The sequence below is a fragment of the Prevotella sp. MGM2 genome (assembly GCF_002933955.1).
Taxonomy (GTDB): Bacteria; Bacteroidota; Bacteroidia; order Bacteroidales; family Bacteroidaceae; genus Alloprevotella.
In genome coordinates this window covers 1-15,407 of record NZ_BEWW01000259.1, presented here as the reverse complement: position 1 = coordinate 15,407, position 15,407 = coordinate 1, and the positions used below count along the sequence as shown (strand labels likewise).

General features: G+C 45.3%; 11 protein-coding genes. 2 read left to right on the top strand and 9 right to left on the bottom strand.

Annotation, left to right across the window (positions count from 1 at the left end; all coding sequences use genetic code 11):
* Positions 1 to 24: 24 nt before the first annotated feature.
* The 9 genes from C5S62_RS06460 to C5S62_RS06420 all read right to left on the bottom strand — a co-directional run bounded on the left by C5S62_RS06460 (position 25) and on the right by C5S62_RS06420 (position 11,707).
* Complete coding sequence (locus C5S62_RS06460) at positions 25 to 1,785, bottom strand: trypsin-like peptidase domain-containing protein (RefSeq protein ID WP_133159523.1); 1,761 nt, start codon at positions 1,783 to 1,785, stop codon at positions 25 to 27.
* A 38-nt stretch (positions 1,786 to 1,823) separates the two neighbouring features.
* Positions 1,824 to 3,494: a DNA repair protein RecN gene (gene recN / locus C5S62_RS06455; RefSeq protein ID WP_104404574.1), complete on the bottom strand. Its 1,671-nt coding sequence runs from the start codon at positions 3,492 to 3,494 to the stop codon at positions 1,824 to 1,826.
* A gap of 14 nt (positions 3,495 to 3,508) precedes the next feature.
* The gene (locus C5S62_RS06450; protein WP_104404573.1) at positions 3,509 to 4,432 is read right to left on the bottom strand and encodes a DUF4835 family protein; all 924 of its coding nucleotides are present in this window, start codon (positions 4,430 to 4,432) and stop codon (positions 3,509 to 3,511) included.
* Positions 4,414 to 5,652 (bottom strand): bifunctional phosphopantothenoylcysteine decarboxylase/phosphopantothenate--cysteine ligase CoaBC, encoded by a 1,239-nt coding sequence (coaBC, locus tag C5S62_RS06445; RefSeq protein WP_172486050.1) that lies wholly within the window; start codon positions 5,650 to 5,652, stop codon positions 4,414 to 4,416. Before coaBC ends, C5S62_RS06450 begins: the two co-directional genes overlap by 19 nt.
* A 10-nt stretch (positions 5,653 to 5,662) precedes the next feature.
* Entirely contained in the window at positions 5,663 to 6,430 is a 768-nt protein-coding gene (locus C5S62_RS06440) for a 3'-5' exonuclease (protein WP_104404572.1), read from the bottom strand.
* Between the two features lie 61 nt (positions 6,431 to 6,491).
* The gene (gene dnaN / locus C5S62_RS06435) at positions 6,492 to 7,616 is read right to left on the bottom strand and encodes a DNA polymerase III subunit beta (RefSeq protein WP_104404571.1); all 1,125 of its coding nucleotides are present in this window, start codon (positions 7,614 to 7,616) and stop codon (positions 6,492 to 6,494) included.
* Positions 7,617 to 8,185: 569 nt separating this feature from the next.
* Positions 8,186 to 10,321 carry an ATP-dependent DNA helicase RecG gene (gene recG / locus C5S62_RS06430; protein ID WP_104404570.1) on the bottom strand — a complete coding sequence of 712 codons (2,136 nt, stop codon included), beginning with the start codon at positions 10,319 to 10,321 and terminating at the stop codon, positions 8,186 to 8,188.
* A 56-nt stretch (positions 10,322 to 10,377) separates the two neighbouring features.
* Positions 10,378 to 10,938 (bottom strand): DJ-1 family glyoxalase III, encoded by a 561-nt coding sequence (locus tag C5S62_RS06425; protein ID WP_104404569.1) that lies wholly within the window; start codon positions 10,936 to 10,938, stop codon positions 10,378 to 10,380.
* Positions 10,939 to 10,990: 52 nt separating this feature from the next.
* Positions 10,991 to 11,707 carry a pyridoxine 5'-phosphate synthase gene (locus C5S62_RS06420; protein WP_104404568.1) on the bottom strand — a complete coding sequence of 239 codons (717 nt, stop codon included), beginning with the start codon at positions 11,705 to 11,707 and terminating at the stop codon, positions 10,991 to 10,993.
* A 334-nt stretch (positions 11,708 to 12,041) separates the two neighbouring features.
* Between C5S62_RS06420 and C5S62_RS06415 the strand changes: the two genes are divergently transcribed.
* Complete coding sequence (locus C5S62_RS06415; protein ID WP_104404567.1) at positions 12,042 to 12,911, top strand: NAD kinase; 870 nt, start codon at positions 12,042 to 12,044, stop codon at positions 12,909 to 12,911.
* A gap of 134 nt (positions 12,912 to 13,045) precedes the next feature.
* The gene (locus tag C5S62_RS06410; RefSeq protein ID WP_172486051.1) at positions 13,046 to 14,629 is read left to right on the top strand and encodes an ABC transporter ATP-binding protein; all 1,584 of its coding nucleotides are present in this window, start codon (positions 13,046 to 13,048) and stop codon (positions 14,627 to 14,629) included.
* Positions 14,630 to 15,407 lie beyond the last annotated feature (778 nt).

The window sequence follows — 15,407 nt, the reverse complement described above, 5'->3', positions numbered from 1 at the left end:
TTTTATTCTGCTGAAAGCATGTGTTTATTTGTATTTTTGTAAGAATGTCTCGGCATTTGAGTCGCCTAGTTCTTTCGCTTTGTTGAGTTCGGTTATGGCTTGTGATTTTTTGCCTAATTCGCCGTAGGCTATGCCCAAAATTTTATGTATATTGGCTGCTTTGGGATATGTTTTCAGTAAGTTCTGGCAAGTGCTGACGGTTTCTTCAAAGAGTCCGGCACGCAGAAGTACTAATGCTTCTTCTATGCGGAAAATTGGTTCTTCTGGGGCATAGTTGATGGCTGTACGGATGTCATCGAGAGCTTGTTGGAACATACGGGCACGGAGTTCTATTTGTTCGCGCAGATAATAGAATTTGGCATTGAGATTTTTAGGGCCGATGGCTTTTTCATATTCGTTGTAGTCGGTTACGGCTCTGCGATATTCGCCAGCCTGCTCTAGCAGTTGTGCTCGGTAGAGCAGATAGGGGGCTGCATCTTGAGTATATGGTATAGGAAATTTAGATATTGTGCTGTCCATTAATGCAATGACCTTCAGACTGTCGCCTCCGGCCATCTCTAATGAACGGGCGGCATAGAACCATGCTTCTGCGCGTGCCACTTGTGACCATGACAGTGAATCGGTTGTGTTGTCGCTTGAAGCCAGTTCTACAAATTTCTGGTAGGCCTTTTGATATTCTTTTAGAGCGAAGTAGCAGCGTCCTTGTTGCAAGAGATAGTAAGGATTTGGAACCAGGGAATGGGCCTTTTCCGCTTCTTCACAGGCACGCTCGAAAGTCCATCCCTCAACAGGATGTTCTGTTGTGGCTGTTGCTCTTTTATATATTTGTTTGCTGAATTCGTTATGCACTTCGTCTGCTTTGAGAGTGGATTGCGTATTAGGGGCTTTTGTCAGAGCTGTGAGGTAGTCTTGTTCACATTTTATGTATTCTCCATGTGAAGCATAGTAATTGGCTCGGTTGGTGTAGCCTTCTGCATTTTCGGGATAAGTGTCAATGAAGTCGTTAAGGGCTGTAAGAGCAGAAACAGAGTCGCGTGTGCCTAACATGTAAATATATGTGAGAGCATCCTTTTCTTTACTTGGGAGTGCTTTGGGAATATTAATGGCACGCAAATCGGCGTTTATGGCGCTGGTTGCGGTGATGGTAAGATCGTTGGCAAAACGAGTGTCGATGGCACAGGCCAAACTGTCATCTTTTGCCTCGTTTTTTTGTACAAAGGCAATGAGTTGTCTCGTAGAGGAAACCAATGGACGTCCGAAATTTTCTTTGGTGTTGTCTACGGATACACGAAAATATTTATAATTGTCATACTCTTCTACTTTAAGAATATGCACCGTTGGCATTATTTCTTTCTTTTTAGTCGTATAGTGCATGAGATGCACTGGAGTGCCTGTGGTGACAGTTGAAGCATCAGACACTGTGAGCGCTTCAACTTTCTTTCCGCCTTCAGTGGAGAATTTTACTAAGTCATAGTTGCTGTTAGCACCTAAAATACGTTTCACTGTTAGTTTATTGCCTCTGAAGTCTGTGATCTCAGCATGTGTCGCATTCTTGAAAAGGGAATACGGAGCCAGACAGGTGCCATCTTCGTTGATGAATACTCCAGTTCCGGTATGAAGAATGTTACCCTCTAATGCGTATGTAGTTATTTTTACGATGGCTTTATAAGCATTTTTTATTTCGTCTATCTGTATTTTTCCAGTTTCAGCATATTGGAGTGCGGAGATGCTGTTAGGAATGAGCATCCAGAAGATAAGTAAAAATGGAAGTATTGTTTTTTTCATGATGATAATTCATTTGTTATGTAATGGGGATGATTTTCTTAGAGGGCTAGATGTAATAAAGATCGGGCGTTGTCAATGGCAGCTTGGGTGATTTCTGCACCGCTTAGCATCTTTGCGATTTCTTTTATGCGCTCATCGTTGTTGAGCTGATCGATATGGCTGGTCGTGTTGTTCTCATTTTCTGATTTATATACGCGGTAATGGCTGTCGCCGAGTGCAGCGATTTGTGGTAGGTGAGTAATACAGATAACCTGACAGTTTTGAGCCATTTTTTGCATGACATTGGCCATCTTTTCAGCCATTGTACCTGATACCCCTGTATCAATTTCATCGAAAATAATAGTAGGCAGATTTCTTTTGGTTGAGGTTAAGGCTTTCAATGCCAGCATAAGACGGGCTATTTCTCCGCCCGAAGCTATTTGAGTTACATCTTGTTCCGGAACGTTTTTATTGGCACTGAAAAAGAATGTAATATTATCACATCCAGAGGTTTCTGGGTGTAGACGCTGCTTGAACTCAAAGTGTAGTTTTGCATTGGGCATTCCTAAAAAGGCTATAGATTCAGAGAGTACTGAAGACGTGTGGTCGGCAGCTTTTTGTCGACTTTCAGTTAAACGTTTGGCACAAATGATAAGGCTTTTGAAAAGATTTTCCGTTTCGGCCTCTTTCTTTGCTATTATTTCATCAATCTGTTCTGTCAGGTCAAGGCGTTGCCGTAATTCTTTAATCAAATACAGCAGTTGTGAAATATTTTCAACATGATGTCTTTTCTCTAAGTCATAGATCAGTCCTAGGCGGTCATCAACAAAGGCCAGTCGTTCAGGGTCAAATTCTATACGGTCTACGGCCCTTTCCAATTCAGAGGAAATATCTTCTAATTCAATTCGTATGCTTTCCAGCCGTTCCGCCAATAAAGATGCTGTGTTGGACACTCTGGCAATTCCTTCTAACGTTTGTATGCCTTGTTTTAGACGGCTGACCGGACTTTGTTCATTATCGTTTTCCGATAAAGCATTAGCCGCTTGGAATAAGGCTTCTTTTATTTCCTCTGCGTGTCCTAATGTTTCAGACTCTTGTTCCAAGTCCTCCTGTTCTCCTTCCTGTAAATTGGCATCTACTAGTTGTTGCAGCTGAAATTGCAGATAGTCATTGTCCGTCCGGTCTTTTTCAGCTTGTGCTTTGAGTTCTTCGAGTTCTTTTCGGGCTGCAATCCATAGTTTGTAGGCTTGTTGGTATTGTTCGAATATGTTTTTATTGCCGGCTATCGTGTCTAATGTGTCTGTCAGGAACATCTCATTTCCCATCAGGAGATTCTGGTGTTGAGAATGTATGTCGATGACGGCCTGGCAGACTTCTTTGACTTTAGCTAATGATACCGGACTATCGTTGACGAACGCGCGGCTCTTTCCGGCAGCATTGACTTCTCTTCGGATGATACATTCCTCTCCATCGAAATCTATGTCGTTTTCTTCAAAGAAAGCGGACAAATCCAGTTTTTTTACATCGAATGTACCTTCTACGCAGCATTTTGAGGCACCGGTTTTGATGGCTTTGGCATCGGCACGTCCTCCAAGCAATAAGCCTAATGCTCCTAGAATGATGCTTTTCCCAGCTCCGGTTTCACCTGTTATGACAGAAAAACCTTCGGGAAAATTTATGTCTAATTTCTCGATAAGTGCGTAGTTGGAGATGTGTAAATTCTTAAGCATAGAAAAAGATTTGCTTAGTTCTTTATTTTATTCCAATAACTGCTTTGTGAAGCATTAATGGCCATGAGTGTTTCGTAAATGTTTTCTTTGTCTTTTGCTGTGCCTTTGCCTTGATAAATGCCGATAATTTCATCGCGTTTATATTCTGTGAAAAGTTGTGGCAACATACTCAAAGGTTTGTTTTCATGCGATTGTTTCAGCAAAGTTATTGCTTCTGTTACGGCTGCCCGTCCGCGGTCGGGATTTTCTGCCATAATGTCGAATCCTTCTCGGTAATATTTATAGTGCATTTTGCGAAATGTTTCCATACCGCTGTCAAGATAATCGTTAATGACAGCATAGCGATTTTTGCCGTCAGTGAAAGCTTTCCAACCTTTGGCCGAAATGGTGAGACTTTGGGCATTGTTGACAATGGTTTGTGCCATACGTAACATTTCCGTACCACCGGAAGGTGCCATAGTGTCCATATCTAATCCAATGATGAGATAAGCGTAATAGGCTATCATGGCGGTCAGGTCGTTGTCTATGACATCAGCCCGAAAGTCGAGCTTGTCAAATTCTTGAAAGGTGAAATTGAAATTGCCGTCCTGTGTACTGAAAACTGTAGAGGTGTAGTTGGAATTGAAGACGGGGCGTGTGCTTTGTACAATGAGTTTGCATTCCATTAGGTTCTTGCTTTCATCGTGCTTTGTTACAGTAATGTTGAATGTGCAGTTGATGCGCTCGTTGCGTTTGTATTGCATGTTTGTCCATTGCCTGTCGTTGAGCAGTTCTGCCAATTGCGTTTCCAGATTTTCAAAGACCCCCACACTCGTTCCCTGCACCTGTTGATGATTGACGGTAACACGTGCATTAAGTTCCTGTGCCTGTGTTGTTCGGATGAAGCAGGCAGATAGGAGTATGAAGCCGATGAAGGCTGTCAGTCGTAGAGCTTGCATAAGCAGTCGATGATGTCGCGGGCAACTTCCCGTTTAGACTTGAGCGGGAATGCTGTTTCTTTGTCGTGTGAGATGATTGTTATTTTATTGGTTTCATGTGCAAAACCCGCCCCCTTGTCATTGAGGGAGTTAAGTACTATAAAATCTAATTTTTTATTTTCCAGTTTGCGTTGTGCGTTGGCACGCTCATCTGTTGTTTCCAGTGCAAACCCCACCAGTTTTTGTTTGTCACTTTTCATGTTTCCTAATGCCGCGGCTATATCCTGAGTGGGATGTAACTGAAGTGTCAGGTTTTCTTTTCCCCGTTTCATTTTCTCTTGGGCTTGTGTAGCTGGGGCGAAATCTGCCACGGCTGCACATAGTATGGCTGCATCGGCTGTTTTGAACGCCTCCGTTGCGGCTCCAAACATTTCTGCCGCGCTTTCTACATCGGTGCGGTTAATACGGGGATGGTTGACTGTGAGGTTTACAGGACCGGTTATCAGTTCAACATCGGCACCTTCGTCTGCGCAGGCTTCAGCTAATGCGAATCCCATTTTGCCACTGGAATAGTTGCCGATGAAACGTACCGGGTCTATACGTTCATAAGTCGGTCCGGCCGTTATGACTACGTGTTTACCCGATAATCGGCCAGATTGGGAAAAGAAGCCGTTTATCACGTTGAAAATGTTTTCCGGTTCTTCCATTCTTCCCTTTCCAACTAAGTGACTGGCCAATTCTCCAGTGGCTGGTTCGATAATGATGTTGCCGTAGTTGCGCAGGCGGTTAAGATTGGCTTGCGTGGAAGGATGAGCATACATGTCCAAGTCCATGGCTGGTGCTACAAAGACAGGCGCTTTCATCGATAGATAGGTTGTTATAAGCATGTTGTCGGCCACGCCGGCTGCCATTTTACCTATAGTGGCTGCTGTGGCTGGTGCTATGATCATGGCATCAGCCCATAACCCCAGGTCTACATGGCTGTGCCATGAGCCGTCACGTTGGGCAAAGAACTCGCTGATGACGGGTTTTGAAGTCAGGGCAGACAATGTTACCGGAGTGATGAATTCTTTTCCGGCCGGGGTGATGACGGTTTGTACTTCGGCGCCAGCCTTGATGAGTAAACGTATGAGCGTACAGGACTTATAGGCGGCTATACTGCCGGTTATGCCAAGCACAATGTGGCGGCCCTTCAGTGGTGGCAGAAGATTGGTGAGAGGGGAAGGTTTTTCTTGTACCATTTGTGTTTTTTCAGAGGCCCATCTGGAGTTTCAGACGCATGAATGTTTGTTTGGTGTTTTGGGTAAAGTCGCCTTGCATGATCCATGCAAAATATCCGGGGTCGCGTTGTAGGACTTCGCGTACGGCCCGGCCGCGATATTTCCCGAAGTTGATGACCGGTTCTTTTTGCTCATTGAGTACAATACGTCCCGCCAGATCCACGTTGTTGTTGCGGCGTGAAAACTCTGCCAAGAATCCGATGTCGTTATGCAACTCATCTGTATAACGGTCGAGCTGGCTTTGCAATACCTCATAAGTGGCCCGTGTGTCGGCCAGTGCGGTGTGTGCGTCCTCCAAGTCTTTGTTGCAATAGAATTTATAGGCGGCAGAGAGGTTACGTTTCTCCATTTTGTGGTAGATGGTCTGTACGTCAACGAACCGGCAACCTGAAATGTCGAAATTGACTCCTGCGCGGATGAATTCTTCCACAAGGAGGGGGATGTCGAAATGGTTGGAGTTAAAGCCGGCTATGTCGCAGTCTTTGAACATTGCAGCCAGTTCTTCGGCTTTCTCTTTGAATTTCGGGCAGTCGGCAACGTCTTCGTCTTTGATGCCGTTTACGGCTGTTGCTTCTTCCGAAATGTGTATGCCGGGGTTGAAACGCAGCGTTTGTGATTCCTCATTGCCGTTTGGGTGGACTTTGATGAAACACAGTTCTACGATGCGGTCGGTTGCGGTGTTGAGCCCTGTTGCTTCTATGTCGAAGAAAACGATGGGGCGGTTGAGTTGGAGTTTCATTGGAAAGAGTTTATGTCGGTGGGTGGTCGTTTGGAATGTGACCGCCCACCGGCAGTGATTGTCAGTCGTTCAGCATCATGGGCATGAGCAGCATGAGCACGCTGCTGTTTTCCGGTTGTACGGCCGGCAGTATGAGGCCGGCCCGGCTGGAGTCTGCCAGTTTGATGATAATTTCTTCGCTGTCGATGTTGCCGAGCAGTTCAAGCAGGAAAGTGCCTTTGAAACCGATGCTCATAGGCATGCCGTTGTAGTCGCAGAGCAGGGCTTCTTCAGCGGACATTGAAAAGTCTATATCCTGGCTTGATACAGTCATTTTTCCAGGATCAAGACGCAATTTTATAAGGGAACTGTTGACGCTGGAGAATACCTGTACGCGGCGCAGAGCGCTCAGCATGGCTGCCCGGTTCACGGTTACTTCATTGGGGTTGTTTTGCGGAATGACACTGTTGTAGTTGGGGTAGCGGCCTTCGATGAGGCGGCAGTTCATTTTGTAACTTTCGGTGGAGATGACGGCATTGCGGCTGCCAAATCGGATAACTGTGTCTCCTTCCTCTTTTTGCAGTATGTTGCGTACAAGGGTGGCGGGTTTTTTGGGGAGGATGAAAGAGCCTGCAGATGAAATGCCGATGCCATTGAGCGTGCTCAAGGCCAATTTGTGGCCATCGCTGGCAACTACTGTTACTTGGCTTTCGGCAATGTCGAAGTAGATGCCGTTCATTACCGGTCTTAAGGTGTCGTCGGCTGTGGCAAAGAGGGCGCGTCCCAAACCTGACAGCAGCACTGGCACCGGCATACTGAGTTGGGCGGCCTGTTCATCGTCGGCTGGCGGCTGGGGATATTCATCGGCTGGCTGGCCCATGAAATTGTATTTCCCGTTTTGATATTCCACAGTGATTTCCAGTGTGTTGTCGTTGACATAGAAATCGAGTGGTTGTTCAGGAATTTCCTTCATTGCGTCCTGAATCGTTTTGGCGCCTACAGCAAAAGAGATGTCTGCATCGTTTTCCACTAGGTCTACCCATGTGGTAAGCGTTGTTTCGTTGTCGGAAGCCGTCAGTGTGAGCCGACCGTTTTTGATTTCGAACAGGAAACAGTCCAGAATGGGCAGATTGTTTTTCGAGGCGATGGCGCGTCCGATGATTTGCAGGCGCGATGACAAGGTTGAACTGGAGATTACAAATTTCATATAGTGTTGTTTTTATAGTTTCAGCACGTGGATGCAGGCCTTTTTTGAAAGGTGTGTTCCGACTGACAAAGATACGAAAATATAAAATATTTGCGGTCTTTTTATCTGCCAAAAAAAGAGATGTCAACTCTAGGAGCTGTTTCTCTGAATCCTTGCTGTTGGTGAGATTGCCCGTTTTAACATTTCTTGCTTTTGGAGTGGAAATGTTGTATCTTTGTAACAGCGAAGCGGGCAGTCTCTGGAAGATTGCCCGCTTTTACGTTGTTTTCAGGTGATTTTTCTGTCAGAAATGTTGTTTTTAGAGTTCAAAAAGCATTACTTGGAATTTAAAAACCAATACTTGGAGTTTAAATTCGAATACGGATTTTGGTGATTTTAATATTTGCCACCTGTTTTTTGATGGTGGAAGATGTTTCTAAAGGTTAAAAATGTTAATGCTGGAAGTGCCGTGATGTCTCTTTAATACGTTCTGAGTGATTGTGTGAGAAGTCCGGTGAAATGCTTTAATGGCTGACTGCCGGCGTGGATTTGTCAGGAAGTGGGGAGTAGAGGGATTGTCGGTTTATGGGTTATGAGATGGCTGAGAAGTTGGTCCGGCGCTCAGTCATTACTTTCAGCTGGCGCCAGATGACGGCGTTTTGCGATAGCTGCTCGTAGGGGTCTTGTTGGAGTGTCTTTGCGGCAGCTTCGCGACAAACGGCCATGAGTTCGTTGTCACGCACAACATCTGCTATCTTCAGTTCAAAGGGCAGGCCGCTTTGGGCTGTTCCCTGCAAATCGCCGGGGCCGCGCAGCCGTAAGTCTTCTTCGGCTATGAGAAATCCGTCAGTTGTTTCGGTCATGATGCCGATGCGCCGTCGGGTGTTGTCGGAAAGCCGGCCTTGTGTGACCAGAATGCAGTAGCTGCGGTCGGCTCCCCGCCCGACTCTTCCGCGCAACTGGTGGAGCTGTGAAAGGCCGAAGCGGTCGGCGTTCTGTATAACCATGACGGTGGCGTTGGGTACGTTGACACCGACTTCTATGACTGTAGTTGATACTAAAATCTGTGTGTCCCCATGGCTGAAAGCCTGCATGGCAGCCTCTTTTTCTACCGGTTGCATACGGCCGTGAACACGTCCTACGGAGTATCCAGGAAATGCGGAGCAAATGTGTCCATAGCCGTTTTCCAGGTCTTGCAGGTCTATTTTTTCGCTTTCGGCTATGAGGGGGTATACCACATAAACCTGTCTGCCGGCAGCCAGTTGCCGGCGTATGCCTTCATAGAGTTGAGGAGTGTCGTTGATGGTGTAGTGGAGGGTTTCCACTGGCTTTCGGCCGGGGGGCAGTTCGTTGATGACTGATACTTCCAAGTCGCCGTAAACTGTCATGGCTAATGTACGGGGGATTGGCGTGGCGGTCATGACGAGTATGTGTGGCGGACGTACGTTTTTGTTCCAGAGTTTTGCTCGCTGCTTCACTCCAAAACGGTGTTGCTCGTCAATGATGGCCAGGCCCAGATTACGGAATTTTACTGTGGGTTCAATGAGGGCGTGTGTCCCTACTAGGAGGTGTATTTCACCGTTGGCGGTGCGTTCGAGAATGTCGCGCCGTTTGCTGCCGGTTACGTTTCCTGTCAGCAACTCAACCACAACGGGAAGATCCTTCAGCTGGCGGCGCAACGTGGATAGGTGCTGTTCTGCCAGAATTTCTGTAGGAGCCATCAGGCAAGTTTGGTAGCCGTTGTCGAGGGCTATTAGGGAAACCATCAGTGCAACCATTGTTTTGCCGCTCCCAACGTCTCCCTGTAAAAGACGGTTCATTTGTCGGCCGGTGTTGAGGTCGCGCCTGATTTCTTTGATGACGCGTTTTTGGGCGCCGGTGAGTGGAAACGGCAGGCATTCGGTGTAGAATGTGTTGAACAGGTCGCCTATTTGTGGAAATGTGAAACCGGCGTAGTTGAGGCGGCGGTTTTTTGCGTAGCGGAGTATGTCTATCTGCAAATAGAAAAGTTCTTCGAATTTAAGACGGCGGCGTGCCGGTGGCAGTGCTTCTGACGATGCTGGGAAATGGACTGTCCGGAGAGCTTCATGCAAAGGCATGAGGTTGTGTTCGGCGATAATATGATGGGGCAGGGTTTCTTCCGTCTTTTCTCCGATGGCAAGAAATGCGTTGTGTATAATTTCGGAAATGAGGCGTGAAGTGAAATAGTTACGCTTCATCTTTTCCGTAGTGTGATAGTAGGGTTGCAGGCCGCTGGTGAAATGGGGCAGGAGAGCCGGTACTTTGTTGCAGTTGTCTGTTCCGCTGTTGCCGGTTTGCAGAACGTCTAATTCCGGATGGGTGAAAGAAAAACGGCCGTTAAAAGTTGATGGTTTTCCAAACAGCAGATAGGTTTGGTCAACACGCAAAGTCTGTTGCAGGCGTTTTATGGAATTGAACCATACCAGATCGACATAGCCGGTGCCGTCGGTAAAAGTAGCCACCAAGTGCAATTTCCGGCCGAAGCCTTCTGTCTCCAGATTGATGATATGTCCTTTCAATTGTACGTAAGGCATATCTTCTTGTAAACGGTTGATGGTATGTATAACCGTCCGGTCGATGTATTTGTAAGGAAAAGTATATAATAAGTCGCGCACGGTGAAAATCTTGAACTCATCACCGAGTGTTTTTGCGCGGGCTGGCCCCACTCCCTTGAGGTATTTTATGTTTTGTGAGAGGATATCCAATGTCTTCCTTTTCAGAAGTGGCGGATGCCTTTTATATAAAGATGTGTGTGGAAGTTTCAGTCTCTTTCTTCTGTGATATGCATCAGCATGTCATTCTTGACTTTCATAATAGCATCTTTATTGACAAAACGTGCAGCTATAGTGAAAGCGAAGTCAACAGCAGCGGCCGGCCCCTTTGCTGTAATGATATTGTTGTCCTCTACAACATAATCTTCTACGATTTTTGCGCCTGTGAGATGGCTTTCAAAGCCGGGATAGCAAGTGGCTCGTCGTCCTTCGAGAATGCCTAGCCGGCCAATAATCATAGGAGCTGCACAGATGGCGGCAATAAGTTTGCCTCTTTTGTTATGGGTTATGAGCATTTTGCGCAAGCCTTCATAAATCATAAGGTTTTTAGCTCCTGGCATTCCGCCCGGTAGTATGAGGCCTTCACTTTGTTCAATGACGGAACGGCGAAAAAGGCTGTCGGCCATGATAGGAATGTTGTGTGCGCCGTGTATGAGACGTTTGCCTGTGATACTGACAGTTGTAACTTCAAGTCCTAAGCGGCGTAAAATATCCAGTGTGGTGAGTGCTTCGATTTCTTCGAAACCTTCAGCAAGGAATAGACTTAACATAATTCAGTTTGAAAATGTAACGTGAAGTGATGAAATGTAAATTTAAGGAATATCAATTGTTCAGACAAGCTAAATAGCGGCAAATGGTATCTTCCAGTCCGTAATAAAGTGCATCGCAGATCAGTGCGTGTCCGATGCTGACTTCATCAGTCCAGGGAATCATTTCGTGAAAGTAGGTCAGATTTTCCAGACTAAGGTCATGTCCGGCGTTTAATCCTAATCCCAACTTGCGGCAAACTTTAGCTGTTTCGATGAATGGAGTGATAGCCTTTTTCTTGTCTGTATGAAATCCGGCGGCATAGGGTTCCGTATACATTTCTATACGGTCGGCTCCGATTTTGGCTGCGGCTTCTGCCATGGCCGGTATGGGATTGATGAAGATTGAAGTTCGGATGCCATGGCTTTTGAACAGGTGGATGGTTTCACTCAGGAAGTTTTCGTAGGTCGGTATGTCCCATCCGTGATTGGAGGTGATTTGTCCGGGAGCATCTGGTACCAGAGTAACCTGAGCAGGCTTTACCTCTGTCACCAATTCACAGAAATCTGCACTCGGGAATCCTTCAATATTGAATTCTGTACTAAGTTCCGGTTTTATGTGACGTACATCCTGATAGCGAATATGGCGTTCGTCTGGGCGCGGGTGCACAGTGATGCCTTGTGCTCCAAAACGTTCGCAGTCAAGTGCTACTGTTATGATATTAGGGTTATTGCCCCCTCGTGCATTACGTAAAGTGGCAATTTTGTTTATATTTACACTTAACTTTGTCATGTCAGAGTATTTTCGTATGAAAAATAATAACTAATTTTGCTCGGCAGGCGTGGAATTTTATATTTTCATTCTTAGAACTTGGTGATGATGCACTCTGCTTTTGTTGGGTGCGTTTTATGCCGGTCGATATTAAGTCTGTACAAAATTACTAAAAGTTTCCGTCTTGTCATTATCTAGATTTTATATTTAGCAAAAATAAACATATCGCATACTAAGCAAAAATGAGGCATAATATAAGCTTTCCGGTGTTTTCGCCAATAGGGAAAGTTGATATGTCTGTTTATTTTGAGGAGCGATAGGTGAAACTGTTTTCATCCTTATATTATAAGAGAATATGAAAGTTGCATTGTACGGAAATGTCTATCAGACGAAAAAAAATATTTATGTGGAGGCTGTGTTGAGAAAATTGCAGCAACTCAAAGCAGATATTTGCATAGAACCTGAATTTGCCGGTTTTATAAAGGAGCGTTTGAAAATATCGACAGAGCATGCAACGACGGATACTGATGCCATATCTCCGGATTTAGCGATATCAATGGGAGGAGATGGCACTTTTCTCAACACTGCGGCCCGTATAGGCGAAAGAGGTATCCCCATATTAGGTATCAATACCGGACGGTTGGGCTTTTTGGCTGATGTTTCTCCGGATTTTATTGATAGTGCCCTTGATGCGGTTTGGCGTGGGGAGTATAATGTGGAACAGCGTGCAGTCATTGCCGTCAGTAAGGATGGCAAACCACTTGGAGGATATCCCTATGCCCTTAATGAGGTTGCAGTGTTGAAACATGACAATTCTTCGCTCATTGAGATCAAGACATGTATTGACGGTGCTTTGCTGACTAATTATATGGCCGATGGTCTTATTGTGTGTACGCCGACCGGTTCTACCGGTTATTCTCTTAGTGTTGGAGGTCCTATAATAGTGCCGCGGTCAGGTACTTTTTGTATATCTGCTGTTGCACCCCATAGTTTGAGTACACGGCCGGTTATTCTTTGCGATGATGTGGAAATCTCGCTTGAAGTGCACAGCCGTAGCCGGAATTTTCTTATATCCGTAGACGGACGAAGTGAGAGCTTCCCAGACGGAACGGTTATAACATTACGCCGTGCGCCTTATACTATAGGAGTGATGAAGATTAAGCATAAGAATTTTTTTGAAACCTTGCGCGATAAAATGATGTGGGGGGCAGACCAGAGGTTCTAAGCTCTGGTGCCGGTAGTTTTTATTATGTTTTAAATAGAATTATAGTGTCGGTTTTATCAAGGAAAAGCAGGGCGTCCTTTAGCGGCGTACCGCAACTAGCCGTTTGGTTATGGGGAGTATGGAAAGGTTATCGTATGCAGGCTTTTCTTAATATGTTGATAGGTTGCCTTACCGTTTTGTCGGACTTGGCTTTTGTTTGGGCAACGAAAATGTCTATTGACATTGCTACAGGTGTGAATACATCCATGTCCTTGCATACGTCCATTCCTTTGCTTGTCAGTATTATAGTGCTGCAAATATTGCTGGGGATAGCCTCTAGGTGGGTCAAAGCCATGCTGGGGGTTAAAGCTCAAAATAATATGCGCCAAAAACTTTTGGGCCGTCTGCTTGCGTGCCGGTGGAAAAGGCTGAGAAGTTTTCATACCGGTAATCTCCTTAACCGCATGGAGCGGGATGTGACAGATGTCATTACGTTTCTTACAGAAAGCATTCCTGCTTTGGCGAATACCTTCTTGAAATTTATAGGTTCGTTTGTATTCCTGTTTCTGATGGACAGGACATTGGCCTGTGTAATTGTTTTGATCATACCGTTCTTCATTGTCTGCAGCAGGCTTTATGTGAGGAAAATGCGTCGCCTCACGCATGAAATCCGTGAAACGGAAAGCCGTGTGCAGACTACGATTCAGGAAGGATTGCAACATACACTGGTGATAAAAACTTTGGAACAGGCCAGCAATATGGTCGGACGCCTGAAAAAACTTCAGGCTCAGTTGCATTCGATGGTTATTGGAAAAACAAAGTATGCTACGGTGTCATCTGTCATTATGAATGCCGGTTTTGCTGCGGGATATCTGGTAGCGTTCATTTGGGGAGTGACAAATCTGGAGCAAGGACTCATCACTTATGGTATGTTGATAGCCTTTGTGCAGTTGGTCGGGCAAATTCAAGAACCTGTCCGTACATTCTCAAAGTTTGTTCCGGTATTTATTACGGCTTTTACGGCATCTGAACGTCTAATGGAACTTGAGCGTATTCCCTGTGAAGAGCAAAACGAACCGCAGCGCTTTTGTACTAGAAGCATTGGCATACGTTTTTCCGATGTGTCATTTTCCTATGCACGGGACAGCCGTCTTATTTTCGATAACTTCTCTTACGACTTCCCTCCGGGGAGTATAACAGCTATTCTTGGTGAGACAGGTTCCGGTAAAACCACTCTCATACGTATGATGCTGGCTTTGTTGACTCCTGCAAGTGGTGATATCGGGCTTTATGCCTCAGAAGAGGAAACGACTTATAGAGTCTCGCCGGCTACCAGATGTAATTTTTCATATGTGCCTCAAGGCAATACGCTTCTGAGCGGTACTATTCTGGAAAATCTTCAAATGGGCAATCCTCAAGCCAGCCGTGAGGAAATGAAGCAGGCACTCCAAATGGCCGGAGCTGACTTTGTTGAGAGTTTGCCTAAAGGCATTGACACCGTTTGTGGTGAAATGGGAGAGGGGCTTTCCGAAGGGCAGGCACAGCGTATAGCCATTGCGCGTGCGTTGCTTCGGCCGGCTCCGGTTCTTTTGCTCGATGAGGCGACATCGTCACTTGATGCGGCCACCGAGCAGACGGTGATACGCAATATCGTTTCGATGAACACAGGACGTACATTGATTTTTATCACCCATCGTCCGGAGGTTCTGAAGTATGCCACTCAAAAACTTTACGTATAACCGTATGGTCTTCTGTATGGTCCTGCTGCCCTTTATTGCCGTTTCCTGCATCTCGATAGCCGATGAGGTGAGATGGTTCTTGTCTTCTTAGTAAATTCCAGTCAAGAGTAATGGTGTTATGCGCTATGGGATTGATAGTGCTGCTGAATGGTGATTTTTTGTTGAAAATAGGACTTTAACATTTTTAACCTTCCGTTACATTTCGATGTGTTAAAATATAGGTTTAAAGTAATGGTGAGAAAAAAGTCCGTATCGAAATTTTAACACGAATACTTGGAGTTTTAACTGCAATACGGGGATTTTTCAGGAAAAACAGGGCGGAAAATGATTGGAATATGTCTGAAAAACATAGAAAAAGCGGGACCTCCTCATGCAAGGCCCCGCTTCGCTGTTACAAATATACGACTTTTTTTCGCCGAAAGCAAATAGTGTTAAAATGTTGTCCTGTTTTGTGTGTATTGTATATATAATTGATTTTTAAAATCTTATGTGTTTTTTTTCTGTGGTAAGTTTTTACCGATATAATTCTTTCAGTTTTTCCTGACTTCGGAATACGGAAAATGTTATTCTTACACTTTTTGTTTTTCCTCATCGGTTCAGTTTATTCTGCTTCATCCCTCCAATATGGAGGTTACCTGAAAAGTAATTTCAAAAAAATATAAATTCATTTGGCTGATATATAAAAAACATGTAACTTTGCACTCGCAAAACGGAAAGGCCATTTGCACTCTTAGCTCAGTTGGTAGAGCAACTGACTCTTAATCAGTGGGTCCAGGGT

Coding starts and splice junctions, on each gene's coding strand:
- C5S62_RS06460 (WP_133159523.1), bottom strand. CDS start 1,785: ATGAAAAAAACAATACTTCCATTTTTACTTATCTTCTGGATGCTCATT.
- recN (WP_104404574.1), bottom strand. CDS start 3,494: ATGCTTAAGAATTTACACATCTCCAACTACGCACTTATCGAGAAATTA.
- C5S62_RS06450 (WP_104404573.1), bottom strand. CDS start 4,432: ATGCAAGCTCTACGACTGACAGCCTTCATCGGCTTCATACTCCTATCT.
- coaBC (WP_172486050.1), bottom strand. CDS start 5,652: ATGGTACAAGAAAAACCTTCCCCTCTCACCAATCTTCTGCCACCACTG.
- C5S62_RS06440 (WP_104404572.1), bottom strand. CDS start 6,430: ATGAAACTCCAACTCAACCGCCCCATCGTTTTCTTCGACATAGAAGCA.
- dnaN (WP_104404571.1), bottom strand. CDS start 7,616: ATGAAATTTGTAATCTCCAGTTCAACCTTGTCATCGCGCCTGCAAATC.
- C5S62_RS06425 (WP_104404569.1), bottom strand. CDS start 10,938: ATGTTAAGTCTATTCCTTGCTGAAGGTTTCGAAGAAATCGAAGCACTC.
- C5S62_RS06420 (WP_104404568.1), bottom strand. CDS start 11,707: ATGACAAAGTTAAGTGTAAATATAAACAAAATTGCCACTTTACGTAAT.
- C5S62_RS06415 (WP_104404567.1), top strand. CDS start 12,042: ATGAAAGTTGCATTGTACGGAAATGTCTATCAGACGAAAAAAAATATT.
- C5S62_RS06410 (WP_172486051.1), top strand. CDS start 13,046: ATGCAGGCTTTTCTTAATATGTTGATAGGTTGCCTTACCGTTTTGTCG.